This window comes from Shewanella algicola, from assembly GCF_014648035.1.
Lineage (GTDB): Bacteria > Pseudomonadota > Gammaproteobacteria > Enterobacterales > Shewanellaceae > Shewanella > Shewanella algicola.
The window spans coordinates 19,249-37,959 of the sequence record NZ_BMQI01000004.1; the positions used below are offsets into that span (position 1 = coordinate 19,249).

An 18,711-nucleotide genomic window follows, 5' to 3' on the forward strand; every position below is an offset into this window, starting at 1 on the left:
ATAAAGCCGCACGCCGCGGCTTTACGCAAGAGGTTACCACCACCAGGATGAGTCTAAATCATCTTTACATTTACCGTATTGGGCTGCGTAGCGTTTGGCGCGCTGGTCGACCTTATTGGCCACTGGAGTCAGCCACTTTTTCGCTTTGTAAGAGCCGCGCTTATAACCGCCCCAGCCTTCGTGATAATTTAAATATTGGTTTTTAGCATCCCATTTAGACACGCCATTAATTTTATGGGTTTTATAAATAAACCAGCCCATAAAATCCATGGCATCATCAAAGTCGCTGCGGCTTGACCAACTGTTGCCCGTTTCGCGCACATAATCGTCCCAGGTCATGGTTTTCGCTTGTGCATAACCGTAAGCATCGCTGGCTCGCCCAGTGGGAATAATCCATAGAAAGTATTCCATAGGGGGGGCGGCATCGTGTTTAAACGAACTTTCTTGGTACATCATGGCTAATGGAACATGAACTGGCACGCCCCACTTTTCACGCGTGTCGACGGCGGCATCATACCAATCGCTGTGTTCTTCAAAAATGGCACAGATATTATCAGGATCTTTCGGAGGAGAGGTGGCACAACCAGACAGTTGCAGTAATAACAAAGAGCTAACAACAGCTAAAAAACGCTTCATAACACCTCGGTTTTCACGTGAGGCTAACGGTTGTCGCTAACCCAGAAATAACATTTGAGACAAAGTGACAGGTAATTTAGCCACCTAAGCCTATGATGATACGATGAGTTTTACATCAATGAACCACTAATGCAATTAAGGTTCCGATTTCATCTCACATTGATGAGATTCAGTTTGCCACACAATGGGCTGCCAATACCCTGTGTTTCGGCCGATATAAATCCGGTCGGTATTAAACTGAGCCGCAATATGGTATCGCTGCTCAGCACTCACATCGACAGTCAATACCTTCACTTTACGTGCTGCCAGTGACACTTTGAGCTCTGGTGCATTAATCAGTTCAGCAACGGTAAATTCATGCTTACCTGGGGTTAAGCGGTAATTGGGCCGCGAAATAACCGGTACACCGTCAAGATGAGTCACGACGACTCGATAAAGCTGGGCACTGTTATCTGGCTCGAGATAACTCGAAACAGTGCCACAAACGACAGTATCATCAGGCGAAGACGCGCAACCATGCAAAATGGCAAATGCCAAACACATTGCGGTAGTTTGCGTTTTGTCTCGCCAGGATAATCTGCCAGACATACTTACTTAGCCTCAAAAGTGCCTGCTGGCACGACATCTTTAAAATATTGTTTTAAAAACTCACTAAAGGTGTCTTGGGGTTGTTGTTCAATGTTTTGCTGTTCTGCTAACGACGCTTTGGCTTCATCTGCATAGAATTGCTCAGTTTCATCGCTCAGTGGGTAGTGGCTCAAAAATTCATGATAACCCTTTGCCAACTGATGAACCCAGATACTGTGGTCAGTACCCTTTACAACAACTTCGTGAAGAACACGCCCTGACAAGGTTTTATCTGGGTCATCTATGGCTTCTGCCCAGGTGTTTAATGCGGTTTGATATGCATGACTGTCTTCACCGTCGAGTAATACAGCAAGGGTTGATAGCTCAGAAAATAACTCGTGCATCCACTCTTTTATACCAATGGCGTGACCATTGCGTTGCAAAGTTAAACCCGGTTTGCGGCCTTCAAGCACGACGGCTTTTAAGTTAGCAGCGATTTCAGCTTCGCCGGCTTCGTCAGTGTCTTCTGACGGTGACAATAAGCAATGTAATAAAAACAAGTCGAGGAAGCGCACCTGAGTAGCATCAATACCCACAGGGCTAAATGGGTTAACATCTAATGCGCGAACCTCAATGTACTCCACGCCTGCGCGAGCCAATGCTTGCGACGGTTTTTCGCCTGATTTTGCCACTCGTTTTGCCCGAATTGGCGCATAAAACTCATTTTCGATTTGCAAAATATTGCTATTAAGCTGACGGTAGTCACCATCGACATTCACACCAATTTGGGCAAATTTTTTCGACGGCATTTTAATCGCGGCGCCCACACCTTCGAGGTATTCAGGTAATGAGTTATAGCTGATGTTTAAGGTGTCTTGTTCTTTATTGGTGTAGCCTAAATCACTCATACGCAATGAGGTTGCATAAGGTAAATACAAGGTTCCTTTACCGGTCTTTTCAAACTCGAAATCAACTTTTTGATCTTTAATAAACGATCCACATAACGCAGGTGATGAACCAAAAAAATACGGTAACACCCACACTAAACGGCGATAGTTACGGATAAGTCCAAAATAAGATTCAGAGACAAAGTCTTCAAAATTAATACTTTTGCTACAGCAAGCATTGCCATTACCGTTAGCAATTTTGTCATCATACAGACGCTGCCATAACTCATTTGAAACCGAAAAGTTAAAATGCACCCCAGCAATAATTTGCATTAATGCGCCGTAACGGTGGGTTAACCCTTTGCGGTATAGGGTTTTCATTTTACCAGTATTAGAATTGCCATAACGCGCAACCGGAATATTGGCAACATCGCCGACATAGCACGGCATGCTCACAGGCCACAGCTTTTGGCCATTAAGATTGCGTACTGCGTAGGCATGAGTTTGGGTTAACCCTTCGAGTAAATCGTCGATATTGTGATTTACTGGGGTGATAAATTCGAGTAATGCTTCGCTGTAATCGGTAGTAATACGCGAGTTAGTCAGGGCTGAGCCTAATGCTTTTGGATGTTCGTCTTGAGCTAAATGACCGTTATCGTCAATACGCAATGCTTCACGTTCAATACCACGTAACATGCCCAATAATGCCTCGCGGCCTTGAGTATCGTTTAAGTGTTCGACTTTTTCATTGAAAGACTTCAATTTACTACTCTCTTTTATGGATTCGCATTGCGAGTAAACAGCTAGACCTGATAATAAAGGATATTGTTACTAATTTCGCAAAAAATGTATCTCTACGTCAGCGAGACATCGCGCTAACGACGTTAAAAAACAAAAACGGCAACACGCTAAGGTTACCGTTTATAAGGTCTAAGTCATTAAAATTGCTTGTGTAACGCCTAAACTACCTAACCACAATTTACACATTTAGGATAAATTGAGCACCGATACAGTTTGGTCAATTACATTAAAAAAGCCAGCTAACTTAGCGAGCTGACTTATGTTTACAATAGTAGTTACAATATGAGGTTAACACTGGGCTTTTTCAAGTGCCAGTGTTAACCAAAGCGTATCAATTGTTCAACTACTCAGCAAGTGTTACTGTTTCAACCTGATACCCTAATGCTTTTATGCTAGGTTCAACGCTGGTTTTATCACCCACGACCAGAATAACCATATCATCAATGTTCAATAATTGACTCGCAAGTTGATTCAACTCTTGAGTTGAAATGTTATTGACGATGTTATCTTGCTCTGCGGTAAAGTTATTGTCGAGTTGATAACGTTGAATCATCCGTAAAAAGCCAGCTTTTTGATAAGGTGTTTCGTACTCAAGCGCTTGACCTTGGGCAATTGAGTTACGCATAAAGTTAAGCTCATCGTCTGTCATACCCTTTGCCTGGTAAGCGGTTAGCTCATTAACAAACTCCGTTAAAGCATCAGCGGTTACGTCACTACGCACGCTAGCGTAAGCCATAAATTCCCCTGAGTCTTCAGCGCCAACAAACATGGTTCGCGCACCGTAGGTGTAGCCTTTGTCTTCACGCAGATTAAGGTTAATACGACTATTAAATGCACCACCTAATGGGTAGTTCATCAGGTAAGCTTTAAAGTAATCGCCTGTGGCATCATAAGCTAACGACGTTTTACCCAGGGTAATAACTGACTGCGCCGCACCTGGTTTATCAATCAAATAAACCGTGCTTTTAGGGTGCGTAAGCGATGTACCTAATGCTGCAACTTGAGTCGCTTCTCCTTGCCATTGTGAAAATAACGACAACTTTGGCATTAACTGTTGTTGATTAAGATCTGACACCACCACCATTTGCGCATTACCCGCACGATATTGTTGCTGATAATATTGTTTAACGTCATCTAACGTTAGCGCAGACAAAGACTTAACCGTACCATTACTGCTCACTCCCATTGGGTTATCGTTGCCATAAAGCAATGCTTTAAAGCCCGCGCGGGCAATGTAGTTAGGGTCTGATAATTGGTGTTGTAACCCTTGGATAGCTTGTTGTTTAACGCGATCAAAGTCTGCCTGTAAAAAACCAGGGCTGAATAAACGCTCTTCAACCAAGGCCAATGTCGCATTGAGGTTTTCAGTTAAGCTCGATACTTTAATGTAGCTTTGAGAACCGCTCGCGCCAAATGAAATACTTGAACCTAGCATATCTAATGCACCCGCAAGCTCTTCACTACTGCGTTTGCTGCTTGATTCATTAAGCATAGACGCCGTTAAGTCGGCAACACCGGCTTTATCTAGCGAAGCTAAACGATGACCGCCATCAAGGTATATTAATAGCTCTACGGTTGGTGTTTCGTTGCTTTCTGTGCCCATCACGCTGATGCCATTTTCAAGCTTGGCTTGCCACAGTTGTGGCACAGTAAGTAACGGCGCGGCAGATGATGCTGGCATTTTACTGCGGTCAAAAGAGGACTTAGCAAATGCTGTACCCGTTAATCCGGTAACGGCTTCTTGCGCTATTGGCATCACCTTTGGTGTAAAGTTGTCTTGATGAGCAATTAACTGTGTTTGCCCTTCAGGTACCACACTCATGACCACCATAGGTTTGTTTTTAATGTAGGTGTTAAATACCCGCATAACGTCAGCTTTGGTAACATTGGCATAACGCGCAAGATCTGAGCCCACCATATCTGGTTGGCCAAAAAAGGTTTGGTTGGCAGCTAAAGTCGACACTTTGCCTTGCACACTTTGCATGCCAAAAATGGTATCTGCCTCAAACTGTACTTTCACTTTTTGTAAATCATCATTAGTCACGCCGCGCTGCTCAAACTCGGCAATGGTTTGATTCACTTTGGTTTCAATGTCAGCAAGGTTGCCGCCTTTTGCCGGATTAGCAACAGCATACAAAGACATTTGGCATGCAAGCTCCTGACATGGATGACTCACACCTGCTTGCACTGCAAAACCTTCTTTGACTAGATTTTTATAAATAAGCGATGTTTTACCGCCGCCTAAGATATTAGCCAATAAGTCGAGCGCGGCTTCATCTTTATGTTGTGCGTATACGGTCGGAAAACCGATATAAAGCAGTGGTAAATGGACTTTGTCTTCCATCGAAATATAACGAGTTTTGTCTAACGTGACTGCCGTTTTAGCATCGGGCTTCACTTCAGGGCCGCGCGGAATTTCGCCAAAGTACTTATTCACCCATGCTAGCGTTTGCACTTCGTCAAAGTCACCACCAATGGTCAAGGTGGCATTGTTTGGTCCGTACCAGCGTTGGAAAAAATGTTTAACATCGCTTGAGGTTGCACGGTCTAAATCTTCTGGCCAGCCAATAACCGGCCATGAATAAGGGTGTCCTGCTGGGTACAGTGCTTGGTTGAAACGTTCATTTAAACGGCCATATGGGCGATTATCAATGCGCTGTGCACGTTCGTTTTTTACGGTTTCACGTTGCACTTCAAACTTTTTGTCGGTTAATGCAGGCAGTAAAAAGCCCATGCGATCGGACTCTAACCAGAGCATTTTTTCTAGCTGATTGCTCGGTACGGTTTCAAAGTAATTGGTGCGGTCAGTATTTGTGGTGCCGTTTAAGGTGCCACCAGCCTCTGTAATCACTTTAAAGTGTTGTTCGTCTGCGACATGTTGTGAGCCTTGGAACATCATGTGTTCAAATAAATGCGCAAAACCACTGCGTCCGGCAAGTTCACGGGCAGAGCCAACATGGTAGGTCACATCAACATGTACTAATGGATCTGATTTATCTTGATGTAAAATCACCGTCAGGCCATTAGCAAGTTGATACTTTTTATAGGGGATACTGACTTGATTTTCTGCTTGGGCGACGGCTTCAATTAGGCTAACACCTTGAGGCAATGTAGAAACTGGCTGTACTTCGTGGGCACAGCCTATCAGTGCAGCACTGATGGCACTGGCCAACAACCATTTTTTTAAATGTAATTTCAAAATCGAGTCCTTCCTGTTAACAAGGCGGCTAGCGCACTACAGACTTGTTATGCACTAACCGATTAATTCTAGATTCATTTTATCTTGTCATACCGACATAAAGATGAAAACAATCACACTGTAACGTAATATTTTTCCGATAAATATCAGTAATGTTGATGCCATCAATGGCCACTTTAACCAGCCAGCAAGTAGGCATAGTACATCACCGATAAGTGGCAACCAGGATAATAACAACGCCCAAATACCATAACGTTCAACCCACACTAAGGCCGTTTGATGAGATTTGCTTTGAATGTCTTGTGGATTTTTAGCCAGCCGACCAGCACGGCCTAAACCATAACTGGTCATAGCGCCTAAGGTATTACCTAACGTGGCCATTAATAACAGCTGCCACCACATAGAAGGAGCATCATTGAGTAACGCCACCAGCAACACTTCTGAGCCGCCCGGTAATAAAGTTGCCGCTAAAAAGGCGCCGGAGAACATCATCCACAAACTTGTCATGACTTATCTTATTGTCTCGTAATAAAGGTTGAGTTAACGAGCTATAGCTTCGACCAACAAAAGTCGGTTTTGTTATTGAAATAGGTTAAAAAACAGTAAAAAAATTAAAGTTATAATAACAAACCCACTTATTCTTATAAGTTATAACAAAATAACGTTGTCTGCTATGAGTTCAGTTCATACAATGCGATTAATATTTATTAACCTATAGGTAGGGTACAGGACGTTTTACAACGCCACGCCCCGCTATTTAGCCCATTAACATGCCATCCACTTGGCATTGCACCGTGGGTTTACACTTGGAATTGACATGATACTGCAAACGCTCAATCGTATTCCGTTTTGGCAAAAAGTCATTGCGGGTTTTGTTTTAGGCACCTTAACTGGCATAGGTCTGGGTGAATCAGCCATAATATTAAAACCGCTTGGCGATTTGTTTATTAGTGCCATAAAAATGCTGGTCGCGCCTTTAGTATTTTGTGCCATTGTGGTCAGTATTACGTCTTTAGGTTCGCAATCAAATTTAAAAAGACTGAGCTTTAAAACCCTCGCCATGTTTATGTTTACCGGGACTGTTGCATCATTTATTGGCTTAACTATTGGCAGCCTTATCGACATGGGCGGTAACCTTGCGCTGGCCACATCTGAGGTGCGCGAACGCGATATCCCAGGCTTTGCACAGGTGTTATTAAACATGATCCCGGTGAATCCATTTGCCTCACTGGCTGAGGGTAATGTACTGCAAATTATTGTATTTGCTGCGTTGGTGGGCATTGCGATTAATGCTGTAGGCGAAAAAGCCGTGCCATTAAAAAATACCATTGAAGCGGGCGCGGAAGTCATGTTCCAGTTAACGCGTATGGTGCTTAAATTAACCCCTATCGGTGTATTTGGGTTAATGGCTTGGGTCGTCGGCGAGTATGGCTTAAGCACACTTTTACCGTTAGGTAAGTTTATTATGGCGATTTATATCGCTGCGCTTATTCATATTATTGTTGTTTACGGTGGCTTAGTGAAATTTGCTGCGGGGTTAAGCCCATTACAGTTTTTCCGCAAAGCCATGCCAGCGCAAGTCGTGGCATTTAGTACTGCATCCAGTTTTGGTACTTTACCAGCCAGCACACGCTGCACTGAAGCGATGGGGGTGTCTAAACGCTACAGCGCGTTTGTACTGCCTTTAGGCGCAACCATGAACATGGATGGTTGTGGTGGTATTTACCCTGCTATTGCCGCAATATTTATTGCGCAAATTTACGGTATTCCATTAGATATGACCGATTACATGCTAATTGCGGTCACCGCAACGGTGGCTTCGGTGGGTACTGCAGGTGTGCCTGGTAGCGCAATGGTCATGTTAACTGTCACATTAGGTGTGATTGGTTTACCGCTTGAAGGTATTGCTTTTATTGCAGCTATTGACCGTATTATCGATATGATCCGCACAGCCACTAACGTCACAGGTGACATGATGACCGCCGTAGTGATTGGCAAAAGCGAAGGTCAGTTAGATGTAGACAAGTTTTACGCCAATGATACGCCGAAACAGCCAGTATTACCTTAGTTATTACAGTCTATTTCATTGAAAAATAGTATAAATACTTATTAAGGTTATTATTCAAAGCATTTATCATCTGCTAATTTAAACGAAAAGCGAGCATCAATTGATGCTCGCTTTTTTTGTTATAGCACACTAATAATTAGAACTTAGCGTTTGCCCATAACCATACTTTATCTGCATCAACTTTACCGGCACCGGCATCGCCTGCAGAATAAGAAGCATATTTAACGCCAACGGTGTAATGCTTATCGATTGGTAAACTAAATACCGCGTCTATTTCGTCACCTAAATCGCTAACAGTAGCACTTGAATCATCCGCTTCAAAATCATGGTAAACCAGCGCCCATTTACCGCCAGCAACTTTACCGCCAATTGATACATAAGTATCTGCCAAGCCTTGTGCTGGTGTTGCCAAGAATTGGTCTGCCCAACCATTAAACGCATGCAAAGTCGCTAATGGCGTTGAAAATCCATATTCGCCATCGTCAGAACCCAATAGTTCATAACCAAGCTTAACCGTTAAACCACTAAAGCCTACGCCCACTTCGCCAAGCATATAATCTGTAGAATAAGATGTGGTTGCAGTATCAGTATCTTGTGTGGCGTAATCTACTGTATAAAGTAGTTTTACGTTATCAAAATCTTTAGCACCTGCAAAGCGAATACCATAAGTGTCAATACCATTTTCTACGTTGGTATCTTCTTCAAGTAAATAGCCATATGCGCTAAGTTTACCTAATCCTAAATTGTAAGATGCATTAAATACGTGATCTTTTGAATCAATGTCTTTTACTTCTGCAAAAATACGGTTACGTTTGTAAATGTAACCATAATCAACAGTGAAATCGTTAATAGCATACTGCATGGTTACAGCATCAAAAGTTTGACGGTCTTGACGCCAGCCCACATGCCCAATGAAGCGCATATTATCAAGAGCCAAAACTTGACGACCGACTTTAGCTTTAAAACCATCGCGCTTATATTGTAAGAAAGCTTGGTCTAACTCAGTGGTTTCCGGATCGGCAATCACAGAGTAAGCAGCATTATTACCAATAGCATCATTGTAATCATTTACACCTGCTACACTGCGAGAATCTTCAAACTCAACCAGCGCGCTTAATCCATAATACTCTGCCGTAGCAAACGTTAAGCGAGTGCGTAAAGTCAACGCATCAGCATCTTTTAACGCATTATCTTGATCGACAGATTCATAACGTAAATTTAAGTTTACTTGTGCAGTACCCTGAGTAATAGCATCTGCAACTGAATTAACATTTGTGTCTGCGGCATTAGCACTGCCCATGGTTAATAATAACGAACAAGTTAATGCTGATAGAGCCCATTTTTTGGTCACAGCAGAATTTAGACAAGCCTTATCCGTAACTTGACTAGCAAGCAATTTATTATTCATCTCACGTTCCTAATATTATTTTAAGGTAAGTTATCAATCTGCTAAAAATACGTAAAATATATGTTTAGCGCGTTAACTAACCGTCACCTTAATGGCTTAATCGTCCAGTTTCCGTGACATATCTTGCATTTTATATACTTGTTCGTCCAAATAGAGGAGACAATTAAAAATATGCGACTTTGACCGTTTAAATGAGTGCCTTTTCGAACGGCTCAAAATCTAGGGGGATATTACACCGCCATAAAACTATCAACAAAAACGGCAACTTACATACCTACAAAGAGGTATATTGGCGAGTAATTTATAAAAAACTGATTTCGGAAGACGTCATCTTTCGGTTAACAACATTACATATAATAGACATAAAAATAAGCTATAAAACCAATAATTCAAGCAAATTATTGGCATATTTTACACTGGTTCAATATTTTATTAGACCACATCATGGTTAACATTTTAATAACGAAGTTAATTTTTAATTTTAAACCAACAAGCAAATTCAAAAATCAATTTTCATGCGATTGAACATCAATATAACGAATAAAGCATACAAGTTTTGTTAGTACCTTTAATACTATTCAATAAAACTCATTCTAATAATATAAAACAATATAGCCACCGCGATAATGTCACAAACACTCTTGATTATAGAATCAAAAACAGCAATATGAATCAGATAGCTATATCGACTTCACTGGTAAGATAAAAACAAAAAGCCAACGCTATTACGTTGGCTTTTAACTCCGTTGATAATGTTGATACAACCAATTTATGGCTGTATCGACAAGATAAACATTAGCCTAAAACAGCCAACAATACCCCAGCAGCAACCGCACTTCCGAGCACACCAGCAACGTTTGGCCCCATGGCATGCATCAGTAAAAAGTTTTGGTCGTTAGACTCTAAACCCACTTTATTCACCACCCTTGCAGCCATTGGCACTGCAGATACACCAGCAGCACCAATCAATGGATTCACCTTGCCACCCGATAGCTTACACATTAGCTTAGCCATTAATACACCTGTAGCAGTACCAATACTAAATGCCACAGCACCCAAAACTAGAATACCGAGGGTTTCGATACGCAAAAACTGCTCTGCAGATAATTTAGAGCCAACAGCTAGCCCGAGGAAAATCGTCACAATGTTGATTAATTCGTTTTGTGCCGTTTTAGACAAACGATCAACTACACCAGACTCACGCATTAAGTTACCGAGACAAAACATGCCCACTAACGGTGTGGCTGCAGGTAAAAACAGAATGGTCATACCCAATACCATCAATGGGAAAATGATTTTCTCTGTTTTGCTAACTTCACGCAGCTGCTCCATTTTAATTTCACGTTCAGCTTTGGTAGTCAGTAGTTTCATTATTGGCGGCTGAATTAACGGCACCAATGCCATGTATGAATAAGCAGCAACCGCAATGGCACCCAGCAACTCAGGCGCCAGCTTAGAGGCTAAGAAAATCGCGGTTGGCCCATCTGCACCACCAATGATGGCAATTGCAGCAGCATCTTGCATACTAAACTCAAACCCAGGCACTAAGTTAAGCCCAATGGCACCCAGTAAGGTTGCAAAAATACCAAACTGCGCCGCTGCACCTAACAATAATGTTTTAGGGTTAGCGATCAGGGCTCCAAAATCGGTTAAGGCACCCACGCCCATAAAGATAAGCAGTGGGAAAATACCGGTTTCAATCCCCACATGATAGGCGTAATAGAGTAAGCCGCCCTCGTCAGTAAAACCCGCGTTCGGAATGTTAGCTAAAATAGCACCAAAGCCGATTGGCAGTAATAATAGTGGTTCAAAGCCTTTAGCAATGGCTAAAAACAGCAATAAACAGCCCACGCCCATCATTAATAATTGGCCGCCAGTAAAGTTGGCAACCCCAGTTTCAGACCAAAAGGCCATTAATCCTTCCATTTCGACCTCTTATGCTAATGCAAGTAATGCTGAACCCACAGTGACACTGTCACCTTGCTTAACGGCAAGGTTTGCGACAACACCGTCTTGCTGAGCACGAATTTCGGTTTCCATTTTCATTGCTTCAAGAATCATCAACACTTCACCGGCTTTAACCGCTTGACCATTGTTAACCAGCACCTTAAAGATGTTACCCGACAGAGGCGCAGCCATAGTGCATTTAACTTCACCCGTAGGTGCAGAGGGAGCCGCTGAAACCGGGGCTGGGCTTGCCGATACAGGTGCTGCGGCTGGAGTAATTTGGCTGATATTGCCGCCTTCGCTGACTTCAACAACAAAGCTTTGGCCTTCAACATTGACCGTATAAGTTTGTGGCCCTTTGTCGGCGCTCACTTTTACTTGGAGATCATCGGCACTTGGCACAGGTTCAAATGCATCTGGATTACCGCGATTTTTCAAGAACTGTAAACCAATTTGGTTAAACAGTGCGTAGGTCATGACGTCGTCATCAGATTCGCTTGCTAACGTAAAACCTTGTTCATTGGCTTTTCCAGCTAATTCTGTGCGTAATTTATCAAGCTCAGGAGCAATTAAATCAGCTGGGCGACAGGTAATAGGCGCTTCGCCTTTTAATACTCGGGCTTGTAGTTCGGCATTAACAGGCGCTGGCGTAGCGCCATACTCACCTTTTAATACCCCTTCGGTCTCTTTGGTCATCGACTTGTAGCGCTCGCCCATTAACACGTTAATCACTGACTGAGAGCCAACAATTTGTGATGTTGGGGTGACTAAAGGTAAGAACCCGAGATCTTCACGCACCCGTGGAATTTCTTCTAGCACGGCATCCATTTTGTCTGCAGCGCCCTGCTCTTTTAATTGGTTTTCCATGTTAGTTAACATGCCGCCAGGCACTTGAGCACGTAAAATACGTGAATCAATCCCTTTTAACGCCCCTTCAAAACGCACGTACTTTTTACGAACATCACGGAAATAAGCGGCTATCTCTTCAAGCAACACCATGTCATAGCCAGTCGCTCTGTCGGTATCTTCAACCATAGCAACAAGCGTTTCAGTGGCGCTGTGACCATAGGTTTGGCTCATTGATGATATCGCGGTATCTAAAACATCGACTCCTGCCTCAATGGCTTTTTGATAGGTTGCAGTGCTTAAGCCTGTTGTAGCATGGCAATGCATTGAGACCATTAAGTCTGTTTGTGATTTAAGGCGGCTAATCAGTTCAAAAGCTTGCATCGGCTTGAGTAAGCCAGCCATGTCTTTAATGCATAAAGAATCTGCGCCCATGTCTTCTAAACGTTTAGCCATATCCACCCAGGTATCAATGGTGTGCACGGGGCTTGTGGTAAATGAAATGGTGCCTTGGGCATGGCCGCCAACGTCCTTAACGGCTTTTACAGCGGTTTCAAGGTTACGCACATCGTTCATTGCATCAAAAATACGGAAGACGTCCACACCATTGGTATGAGCGCGCTCAACAAAGCGAGTCACGACATCATCAGCGTAATGACGGTAACCTAAAAGATTTTGCCCACGCAATAACATTTGCTGTGGGGTATTAGGCATGGCTTTCTTTAATTCACGAATGCGATCCCAAGGATCTTCACCAAGATAACGAATACAAGAGTCAAAGGTCGCTCCGCCCCAAGACTCTAGAGACCAGAAACCCACTTTGTCTAACAAAGGGGCAATCGGCAACATATCGTCAATACGTAAACGTGTTGCGAGTAATGATTGATGGGCGTCACGCAGTACGACATCGGTTAATGCTAATGGCTTGCTCATAATGACTCCAAAATTATTTTGCGCGGTATTGATGTATCGCAGAGGTGATTGCAGCAACTAACTTAGGATCTAAGCGAGTAGCTTCCGCTGTATTAGAAGGTGCTTGCGGTGCGGGAATATCCGCCACCGGTGCAGGAAAAAGCTTTGCGACAATGCCAATACCTACGATTAAGATACTTAAAAAAGTAAACACTAAGCCCATGCCCATTACCATGATGCCCAGCGCATCCGATAATTGCTCAGATATCGATGTCATGTTTCCTCACTTTTTATCAAACAATTAAAATCAGCTGATTTGATTAATATATTTAAAATCAATACCCTATAGAGACTTACCCCACAGTTCAATCTCAAAAAGCAATCTCACATTGACTCAAACATTAACGGCAAGCTAATTAAGCAAGCATAAATATTCATATCAAACGTCATTCAACATCGTGGTTTATCTGTGTAAAACGGCTTATTTAAACACGTTAAACTCAAAATCTTGTCACAAAATATAAACAAAAAATGGTTACAATACTATCCCTTTGTAAATTGGTCTTACCAAATAAAATGCTCAACCTCAGCACGAGTTAGTAAAGTTCAAAATAAGCATCTAAAAAATGAAGATTCAATAATATTTAAGCCGTTTTTTAACGATATATAATAAAATCGTTAAAATTAACGATTAAGCAACATGATAAAATAGTGCAAATAAATCATCGCCCTAAACAAAATACGTTTATTTACTCACTTTATATGAATATAAATACACCCCCAATCATATATTGCCCCTTTTTAGACATAGATATCGATAACCAATCTCACTCTTTAACTTTCTAGTGATAAAAATTACCATGATCGACCATTAAGCTTACCAGCCAGGCTAAAAGCCATGACAAATAGCAGCTGAACTTGTAGACGTTTAAAGTGGCTAAGTAGATGCAGCTAATGGCTAACGCAGAATTAACCACGTTGACGGTGCTAGGTCTACTGATAGCGAGGAATATAGCGAATATTAATATCCGCGCTGCGGTTCTGAGTTAACGACAGAGGGTTAATGAAAGTAAATCAAAGGCTGTGAGGCTACGACAGTGGGTTAAAGTCTGTGGATTAAAGTCTGTGAGTTAGCGTCTGTGGATTAACGTTTGCGAATTAATGGAAGTAAATCAAAGACTGTGAGGCTACGACAGTGGGTTAACAGCTGTAGATTAATTAATGCGGTTCTACATTTTGTCCATAAAAAAACGCCCTGTTATCATACAGGGCGTTTTTATTATGGTGCGCGTGGGAGGATTCGAACCTCCGACCGCCTGGTTCGTAGCCAGGTACTCTATCCAGCTGAGCTACACGCGCAAAATCGGTACAACATGCCATTCAATATTTATTGTTAACCATTATAGCTAATAAATAAAATAATGAATGGCGGAGAAGGAGGGATTCGAACCCTCGATGGGATTTAAAGCCCATACTCCCTTAGCAGGGGAGCGCCTTCGGCCACTCGGCCACCTCTCCGCAAAATTGGTGCGCGTGGGAGGATTCGAACCTCCGACCGCCTGGTTCGTAGCCAGGTACTCTATCCAGCTGAGCTACACGCGCGAAATTTGGGTTTTGGTGCAATATGAATGGTGCGCGTGGGAGGATTCGAACCTCCGACCGCCTGGTTCGTAGCCAGGTACTCTATCCAGCTGAGCTACACGCGCGTTCATATTTATCACATCAATAGTAAATGGTGCGGATGGGAGGATTCGAACCTCCGACCGCCTGGTTCGTAGCCAGGTACTCTATCCAGCTGAGCTACATCCGCATCGTTTAACTATTGTAAGAAATGGCGGAGAAGGAGGGATTCGAACCCTCGATGGGATTTAAAGCCCATACTCCCTTAGCAGGGGAGCGCCTTCGGCCACTCGGCCACCTCTCCGTTTTCTTGGCGCACATATTACTGTTTGACGAAAATAAGTCAAACCCTTTTTAGGAAACCTAACTTCATTTGGACTGTTTTTAATCACATTGGAGATAATAGCTTCAAATACTCATGAAAACTGTATTCTTTTTCGCGAATATTATTTTAAAAAATGATTTTGAAAGACTTTTTAAAAACGGCCTTTTACCCAAAAACAAAAAAGCCAGCAAATGCTGACTTAGTTTATATCGGACAAATATGCCGAAATTAGTAGTTTCCACCTTCAGAAGGTGAACCTGACTTCTCAGACTGAATACGTTGGTAGATCTCTTCACGGTGAACAGACACTTCTTTTGGTGCATTAACACCAATACGTACCTGGTTACCTTTAACACCTAAAACCGTAACGGTGACTTCATCACCAATCATTAATGTTTCGCCTACACGACGAGTCAAAATTAGCATTCGGTTGCTCCTTTAGTTCAATCTGCATAACACGCTTTGTCCGTAATATGCGTTCATTATAATGTCTGCACTTAATAAAATCATAGTATCTATTTCAAAATACGTCGGTTTATAAGGCATTATCTATTCGGAAAACTTAAAATCTTGGCGATAAACCATTTATTCATACATGACGACTTAAAATAGGCCGCATTTATCATCACGTCGTTAAATCAATCTAAACAGTAAAATCAAACGCAAAACATCCGATATAACACTGGAGTCTAAAGACGCTAAATTAACACTAATGCAAAGCTCAACAAACTCTTCTACCGCTAGCTAGTCACTTCACTATGCCAAATCTACTGTTCGCACTCAAGTTATAAAGTTGAATATCATAGACTTTATAACTTAAGTGTCGACTAAATCATGAAATCATGAATAAATTAGCTCAAGCGCTCAGAAACCCATGGTTCAACAGATGCTAATGCAGCGGCTAGATTTTCAGGTTGAGTACCGCCAGCTTGCGCCATATCAGGACGTCCACCACCTTTACCACCCACCTGCTGAGCAACCATTGCAACTAACTCACCCGCTTTAACTTGCTTAGTTAAGTCATTGCTCACACCTGCAATCAGGTTTACTTTACCGTCTCTCGCGGTGCCAAGCACAATAATGGCTGATTTAAGCTTTTGCTTTAACTCATCTTGTAAACCGCGAAGTGAACCAGGGTCTACACCTTCCATCATTTTAACTAGCACTTTCACGCCATTCACATCAATAGCATCACCGGCCATATCTGCACTTGCTGCAGCGGCTAACTTATCTTTAAGTTGCGATAAGTCTTTCTCAAGCTGTTTCACTTTATCAAGCTGAGCCTTTAACTTAACCACCACTGATGCGTTGTCAGATTTGAGTAACTGCGCAGCTTCATCTAGCATAGCTTGTTGCTCGGCAACATAACTCATTGCCGCAGCACCGGTAACCGCTTCAATACGGCGAACGCCGGCAGCAATACCGCCTTCTGATGTGATTTTAAATAATCCAATATCACCTGTGCGGCCAACATGAGTACCACCACACAGCTCGATAGAGAAATCGCCCATTGTGACTACGCGGACTTGATCATCGTACTTTTCACCAAATAGCGCCATTGCACCCTTTTCTTTGGCTTCATCAATGGCCATTTCAGCCGTTTTCAACTGATGGTTACGACGAATTTGAGTATTAACAAGATCTTCAATCGTTTTTAGCTCAGATGGCTTAACGGCTTCAAAGTGTGAAAAGTCAAATCGTAAACGCTCTGGATTCACTAATGAGCCCTTTTGCGTCACGTGAGAGCCTAATACCTGACGCAGTGCAGCGTGCAATAAGTGAGTCACAGAATGGTTTAATTGAGTGCGGTGACGTAATTTTTTATCCACTTGCGCAGATAAGCTTTGGCCGACAACTAATTTTCCTTGAGCTAATTCGCCTTGATGACCGGTAGCTTGACCAAATTTTTGAGTGTCGTTAACAGTAAATTCAATACCTTGTGTGCTTAACACACCTTTGTCACCAACCTGCCCGCCTGACTCAGCATAAAATGGGGTATTGGCTAACACAACAATGGCTTTTTGACCCGCGTCGACGCTTTCTACCGCGTTGCCATCAACATATAACCCAGTCACAGTCGACTCACCTGTTAACTCGCTATATCCACAAAATTGGGTTTCAGCATCAATGATTAAATTGCTGTTGTAATCTGCACCAAAGTTACCAGCAGCTTGTGCACGGCTTCTTTGTTCGGCCATTGCGGCTTCAAAACCTGCTTCATCAACATTAATGTCACGTTCACGACAAACATCAGCGGTTAAATCAACAGGGAAACCATAAGTGTCATACAGTTTAAAGACGGTTTCACCGTCTAAGGTGTCGCCTTTAAGACCGTTTAACGCGCCATCTAGAATAACCAAACCACGCTCAAGGGTGCGGGCAAATTGCTCCTCTTCGGCTTTTAATGCTTTTTCAACGATAGCTTGCATGGCTTTTAAGCCGTTAGCAGCATCGCCCATCACACTAATGAGCGTCGGCACTAACTTATAGAAAAATGCATCGTTAGCACCTAACTTATTACCATGACGTACTGCGCGGCGAATAATACGACGTAGTACATATCCGCGACCTTCATTTGATGGCATAACACCATCTGCAACCAAAAAAGCACATGAACGAATATGGTCAGCAATAACGCGTAGTGATTTATTTTCTAAATCAGATACGCCAATAATCTCTGCAGCTTTAGCAATTAATTGCTTAAAGATATCGATCTCGTAGTTTGAATGTACACCTTGCATAATGGCAGCAATACGCTCAATCCCCATACCGGTATCCACAGAAGGCTTAGGTAAAGGCAACATTTCTCCGTCAGCTTGACGGTTATATTGCATAAATACGATGTTCCAAATTTCAATAAAACGATCGCCATCTTCTTCAGGAGTACCAGGGCGGCCTCCCCAAATGTGATCGCCATGATCATAGAAAATTTCACTACATGGACCACAAGGACCGGTATCACCCATCTGCCAGAAGTTATCTGATGCGTAAGCAGCACCTTTATTGTCACCAATTCGGATCATGTTCTCAGGAGCAATACCAATTTTTTGAGTCCAGATATCATACGCTTCATCGTCTGTTTCATAGATAGTGACGCATAGACGCTCTTTTGGCAGTTTTAGAGTTTCAGTTAAAAAGGTCCATGCAAAACGAATGGCGTCTTCTTTAAAGTAATCACCAAAACTGAAATTACCTAGCATTTCAAAAAAAGTGTGGTGACGTGCAGTATAGCCCACGTTATCTAAGTCATTGTGCTTACCACCTGCACGTACACAACGCTGAGATGTGGTTGCGCGTGTGTAATTACGCTTGTCCATTCCTAGGAACACATCTTTAAACTGGTTCATACCCGCATTGGTAAATAACAGTGTTGGGTCGTTAGTGGGAACGAGTGAGCTGCTATCAACAACCTGATGTCCGTTATCTTCAAAATACTTTAAAAAAGCACTTCTTAACTCTGCTGTAGTCTGAAACATGAAATCGCCCTGAAATAGA

At 42.6% G+C, this 18,711-nt stretch carries 12 protein-coding genes and 6 tRNA genes; 1 reads left to right on the forward strand and 17 read right to left on the reverse strand.

Annotated elements, in window-relative coordinates; translation table 11 throughout:
• Positions 1 to 33: 33 nt before the first annotated feature.
• The 5 genes from IEY42_RS02800 to IEY42_RS02820 form a co-directional block, all read right to left on the reverse strand.
• The gene (locus IEY42_RS02800; protein ID WP_188923848.1) at positions 34 to 636 is read right to left on the reverse strand and encodes a transglycosylase SLT domain-containing protein; all 603 of its coding nucleotides are present in this window, start codon (positions 634 to 636) and stop codon (positions 34 to 36) included.
• Positions 637 to 771: 135 nt separating this feature from the next.
• Positions 772 to 1,224 (reverse strand): hypothetical protein, encoded by a 453-nt coding sequence (locus tag IEY42_RS02805; protein ID WP_229779888.1) that lies wholly within the window; start codon positions 1,222 to 1,224, stop codon positions 772 to 774.
• A gap of 2 nt (positions 1,225 to 1,226) precedes the next feature.
• Positions 1,227 to 2,852, reverse strand: a complete 1,626-nt coding sequence (gene gshA, locus IEY42_RS02810; RefSeq protein WP_188923849.1) for a glutamate--cysteine ligase — start codon at positions 2,850 to 2,852, stop codon at positions 1,227 to 1,229.
• 382 nt (positions 2,853 to 3,234) lie between these two features.
• On the reverse strand, positions 3,235 to 6,090 hold the full coding sequence (locus IEY42_RS02815) for a M16 family metallopeptidase (RefSeq protein ID WP_275974525.1): 2,856 nt from the start codon (positions 6,088 to 6,090) through the stop codon (positions 3,235 to 3,237).
• Positions 6,091 to 6,177: 87 nt separating this feature from the next.
• Positions 6,178 to 6,597 carry a YqaA family protein gene (locus IEY42_RS02820; RefSeq protein ID WP_188923850.1) on the reverse strand — a complete coding sequence of 140 codons (420 nt, stop codon included), beginning with the start codon at positions 6,595 to 6,597 and terminating at the stop codon, positions 6,178 to 6,180.
• Between the two features lie 310 nt (positions 6,598 to 6,907).
• Between IEY42_RS02820 and IEY42_RS02825 the strand changes: the two genes are divergently transcribed.
• The gene (locus IEY42_RS02825) at positions 6,908 to 8,158 is read left to right on the forward strand and encodes a dicarboxylate/amino acid:cation symporter (RefSeq protein WP_188923851.1); all 1,251 of its coding nucleotides are present in this window, start codon (positions 6,908 to 6,910) and stop codon (positions 8,156 to 8,158) included.
• 136 nt (positions 8,159 to 8,294) lie between these two features.
• Here IEY42_RS02825 and IEY42_RS02830 read toward each other — a convergent pair whose 3' ends face one another.
• The 12 genes from IEY42_RS02830 to alaS all read right to left on the reverse strand — a co-directional run bounded on the left by IEY42_RS02830 (position 8,295) and on the right by alaS (position 18,692).
• A complete protein-coding gene (locus IEY42_RS02830; RefSeq protein WP_373292779.1) occupies positions 8,295 to 9,458 on the reverse strand; it encodes an alginate export family protein in 1,164 nt (387 codons plus the stop codon).
• 903 nt (positions 9,459 to 10,361) lie between these two features.
• A complete protein-coding gene (locus tag IEY42_RS02835) occupies positions 10,362 to 11,492 on the reverse strand; it encodes a sodium ion-translocating decarboxylase subunit beta (protein WP_188923853.1) in 1,131 nt (376 codons plus the stop codon).
• 9 nt (positions 11,493 to 11,501) lie between these two features.
• Positions 11,502 to 13,292, reverse strand: a complete 1,791-nt coding sequence (gene oadA / locus IEY42_RS02840; RefSeq protein WP_188923854.1) for a sodium-extruding oxaloacetate decarboxylase subunit alpha — start codon at positions 13,290 to 13,292, stop codon at positions 11,502 to 11,504.
• 13 nt (positions 13,293 to 13,305) lie between these two features.
• Entirely contained in the window at positions 13,306 to 13,548 is a 243-nt protein-coding gene (locus tag IEY42_RS02845; RefSeq protein WP_188923855.1) for an OadG family protein, read from the reverse strand.
• Positions 13,549 to 14,553: 1,005 nt separating this feature from the next.
• Positions 14,554 to 14,630 (reverse strand) — tRNA-Arg (locus IEY42_RS02850).
• Positions 14,631 to 14,697: 67 nt separating this feature from the next.
• Positions 14,698 to 14,789: transfer RNA gene (locus IEY42_RS02855), tRNA-Ser, on the reverse strand.
• 7 nt (positions 14,790 to 14,796) lie between these two features.
• Positions 14,797 to 14,873: transfer RNA gene (locus tag IEY42_RS02860), tRNA-Arg, on the reverse strand.
• Positions 14,874 to 14,900: 27 nt separating this feature from the next.
• Positions 14,901 to 14,977 (reverse strand) — tRNA-Arg (locus IEY42_RS02865).
• 27 nt (positions 14,978 to 15,004) lie between these two features.
• Positions 15,005 to 15,081: transfer RNA gene (locus IEY42_RS02870), tRNA-Arg, on the reverse strand.
• A gap of 22 nt (positions 15,082 to 15,103) precedes the next feature.
• Positions 15,104 to 15,195 (reverse strand) — tRNA-Ser (locus tag IEY42_RS02875).
• A 249-nt stretch (positions 15,196 to 15,444) separates the two neighbouring features.
• Positions 15,445 to 15,642, reverse strand: coding sequence for a carbon storage regulator CsrA (gene csrA / locus IEY42_RS02880; RefSeq protein ID WP_188917397.1), 198 nt, complete (start codon positions 15,640 to 15,642; stop codon positions 15,445 to 15,447).
• Positions 15,643 to 16,067: 425 nt separating this feature from the next.
• A complete protein-coding gene (gene alaS, locus IEY42_RS02885) occupies positions 16,068 to 18,692 on the reverse strand; it encodes an alanine--tRNA ligase (protein WP_188923856.1) in 2,625 nt (874 codons plus the stop codon).
• Positions 18,693 to 18,711: the final 19 nt, after the last annotated feature.